This window comes from Mycobacterium sp. 852002-51163_SCH5372311 (assembly GCF_001667115.1).
GTDB lineage: Bacteria > Actinomycetota > Actinomycetes > Mycobacteriales > Mycobacteriaceae > Mycobacterium.
In genome coordinates, this window is the sequence record NZ_LZIJ01000081.1 from 1 (window position 1) to 3,144 (window position 3,144).

Here is a 3,144-nt window from a genome sequence, read left to right on the forward strand (position 1 = left end):
CCCGAGGCTTCTTTCGGGCCGCTCTACCTGACCCCGCCGCTGCCTCCCGACCACGGTTGGCGACGCCTTGTACGGCGCGCCACCTTTGGCCTGGTCAAGCCGGGTCCGTCGGCGGCCCAACGCGAAGAGGCGCAATTCCGGGCAGCCATACAGGTCCCGCTGCACGGCAACCACAAGGTCGGAGTGCTGGGCAAGGGCGGCGTCGGAAAGACGTCGGTGGCCGCCAGCGTCGGATCGATCCTTGCCGAACTGCGCCAACAGGACCGCATCGTGGCGATCGACGCCGACACCGCGTTCGGGCGGCTGAGCAGCCGAATCGATCCCCATGCCAACGGCTCGTTCTGGGAACTGACCGGGGACGTCAACCTGCGCTCCTTCAGCGACCTGATCGCACGAGTCGGCCACAACTCCGTCGGCCTCTACGTGCTCGGCGGTGAACCGGCGGCAGGCCCGCGCCGAGTGCTCGATCCGGCCATCTACCGGGAAGCCGCGCGACGGCTGGACCGGCATTTCGCGATCTCAATCATCGACTGCGGCTCCACGATGGACTCCGCGGTCACCCAAGAGGTGTTGCGCGATCTGGATGCGCTGATCGTGGTGTCCTCGCCGTGGGCGGACGGGGCGTCGGCGGCCGCCAAGACCATGGAATGGCTGGCCGATCACGGCCTGGACCGGTTGCTGCACCACAGCATCGTGGTGCTCAACGATTCCGACGGTCACGCCGACAAGCGGACCCGGGCGTTGCTGGCTCGCGAGTTCGTCGATCACGGGCGGCCGGTGATCGAGGTGCCCTTCGATCCGCACCTGCGGCCCGGCGGCGTCATCGATGTGCGCCAGGAGATGGCTCGTGCAACGCGGCGCAAATTCATGCAGGTCACCGCGACCGTCACGGGCTACTTCGCGGCGCGGCCCGCCACCCAGGACCGCGCAGCCCGCTGAGCCGCGCGCCTTAACTGGATACCGCTCCGGCCCGGGCGGCCGGGTCCGCGATCGCCTCGATCTTGGTGACCAGCTGACCGCGGATGGTCAGTACGACGGCGGCGAACAGCCGTCGGTTGGCGAATGCCAGCACGACCGGCTGCCCGGCCGGGCCGCTGACCAGCGTGACGCCCGGCCCCAGATAGCGCAGCAGGTTGGTGGCCACTGCGTCCGGGCCGTGGTTGACCTGTGGCGGCGGCGATGGATGGGCAAGTACCGTCCCGACTCCCCACACGGCCGGATCCAAAACTGCAGCCAGCGCGGCGATGTCACCGTTGGCACATGCGGTGATGAACTTCTCGGTGACGAGCTGGTGCTCGGCGGGGGCCACTTCACTCCGCCGCGGTTGTGTCTTCGGTTGTGCCTCAGTGAATTTGCCGCGGGCGCGGCGCGCCAGCTGACGGCAGGTTCCGACGGGACGGCCGACGGTCTCTGCGATCTGGTCGAACGGAAGCCCGAACACGTCGTGCAGCACGAACGCCACCCGCTCACCCGGGGTGAGCCTGCGCAATACCTCCAGCAGCGCCGTGCTCACCTGGTCATCGAGGGTCACCCGGTCGGCGGGGTCGGCCCGCCGCGATTCGTCGACCAGGAACTCGCGGCCCTGCGGGACCTCCCCGCCGGGGTCACCCGGGCGTTCGTAGCGGGCCCGAGCCGAACGCATGTGATCCAGGCACAGCCTGCTGGCGACCACGGTCAGCCAGCCGCGGACATCGTCGATCTGGTTCGCGTCCGCGCGGGAGAGCCGCAGAAACGCTTCTTGCGCAACGTCTTCGGCGTCGCCGACGTCTCCGATGATCTGGTAGCCGAGGTTGACCAGATATGGACGGTGCTGCCGCCAGGCGTCCGTGACCTTCTCGCTGACTGACTGCGGTTGGTTCATACATCACCGACGATCTGGCGCGGAAAAAAGTTACCGATTTCGACTGTAACTTTCCGCCGTTGCGCGCCGTCCTTGTGTGAAGAGTCTGGCGAACAGCACCGGCTCAGCACATGAAGGAGCTTTACATGACGATCGTGGTAACCGGAGCAACCGGCAATGTCGGTAGTCCCCTTGTCGCCCAACTTGCCGCAGCGGGCGCTCGGGTGCGCGCGGTCACCCGCACACCGGGTAAGGCCGCGTTTCCCGCCGGAGTCGAGGTATTCGGCAAAGCACTCGAAGCACTGCCCGGCGCGTCGGCGGTGTTTCTCAATTCCCGTGCGCTCGGCCCGGATATCGAGGCCATGTCGGCAGTGGTCAACCAGGCGAGGCAGGCCGGTGTCACGAAACTTGTTGCCCTGTCGGCGATCAACGCCGACGACGACTTCGCGCGCCAGCCCTCCCGGGTTCGTGGCGACCGCAACAAGGAAATCGAACAGCTCGCCGTCGACTCCGGGCTGGACTGGGTGAGCCTGCGGCCCGCGATTTTCGCGACGAACTTCGTCGGCATGTGGTCGGCGCAGCTGCGCGCCGGTGACGTGGTGGCCGGGCCGTATGCCGCTGCGTCCAGCGCGCCGATCGTCGAGAGCGACATCGCGGCGGTGGCGGCCCGGGCGCTGCTCACCGACGAGCTCGTCGGCCAGCGCATCCCGCTCACCGGTCCCCAGTCGCTCACCAACTCCGAGCTGGTGGCGGTGATCGGTGCCGTGCTGGACCGTCCGCTCCAATACCTCGAAGTACCTGCCGACGCTGTGCGGCAACGCTTTATCGGCATAGGCTTCACCGCCGACTTCGCGGACGCGTATCTCGGCATGCTCGCCGAGACACTGGACAAACCGGCCCTCGTCACCCACGAGGTCGAGAAGATCCTGGGTCGCCCGGCCCTGACGTTCGCGGACTTCGTGTCGCAGCGTCGTGACCTGTTCAGCAGTTAAGGAGGCAATTTCATGTCCGATCCACGTCCACCGCGATACCTCAAGCCGATGAACAAGGTGATGATGGCGGTGCAGAAGCTCGGAATCCCGACCGGCCCTGCCATGGTGCTGACGGTGCCCGGCCGTAAGTCGGGTCAGCTGCGCAGCACCCCGATGACGCCCTTCGAATTCCGGGGCGGCCTGTACGTGGTGGCCGGCTATCCCGGTGCGGACTGGGCCGCCAACGCGCGGGCCGCCGGCGTCGGCACCTTGACCAGGGGGCGGCGGGCCCGGCGGGTCAGGATCGTCGAGCTCTCCCCCGCGGAAGCGCGC

Annotated in this window: 4 protein-coding genes; 3 read left to right on the forward strand and 1 reads right to left on the reverse strand. The window is 67.8% G+C overall.

Annotation, left to right across the window (positions count from 1 at the left end; translation table 11 throughout):
• Positions 1 to 27 precede the first annotated feature (27 nt).
• Positions 28 to 939, forward strand: coding sequence for a MinD/ParA family protein (locus tag A5791_RS11000; protein WP_067235506.1), 912 nt, complete (start codon positions 28 to 30; stop codon positions 937 to 939).
• A 10-nt stretch (positions 940 to 949) separates the two neighbouring features.
• Here A5791_RS11000 and sigI read toward each other — a convergent pair whose 3' ends face one another.
• A complete protein-coding gene (sigI, locus tag A5791_RS11005) occupies positions 950 to 1,861 on the reverse strand; it encodes an RNA polymerase sigma factor SigI (protein WP_067235503.1) in 912 nt (303 codons plus the stop codon).
• 125 nt (positions 1,862 to 1,986) lie between these two features.
• Here sigI and A5791_RS11010 point away from each other — a divergent pair, with 125 nt between their 5' ends.
• Positions 1,987 to 2,832: an NAD(P)H-binding protein gene (locus tag A5791_RS11010; RefSeq protein WP_067235509.1), complete on the forward strand. Its 846-nt coding sequence runs from the start codon at positions 1,987 to 1,989 to the stop codon at positions 2,830 to 2,832.
• Positions 2,833 to 2,844: 12 nt separating this feature from the next.
• On the forward strand, positions 2,845 to 3,144 hold a 300-nt coding region (locus A5791_RS11015; protein WP_067235513.1), incomplete at its 3' end, for a nitroreductase family deazaflavin-dependent oxidoreductase.

Bases quoted from the DNA above. Each gene is read 5' to 3' on its own strand.
- sigI (WP_067235503.1), bottom strand. From the start codon at position 1,861: ATGAACCAACCGCAGTCAGTCAGCGAGAAGGTCACGGACGCCTGGCGG.
- A5791_RS11010 (WP_067235509.1), top strand. From the start codon at position 1,987: ATGACGATCGTGGTAACCGGAGCAACCGGCAATGTCGGTAGTCCCCTT.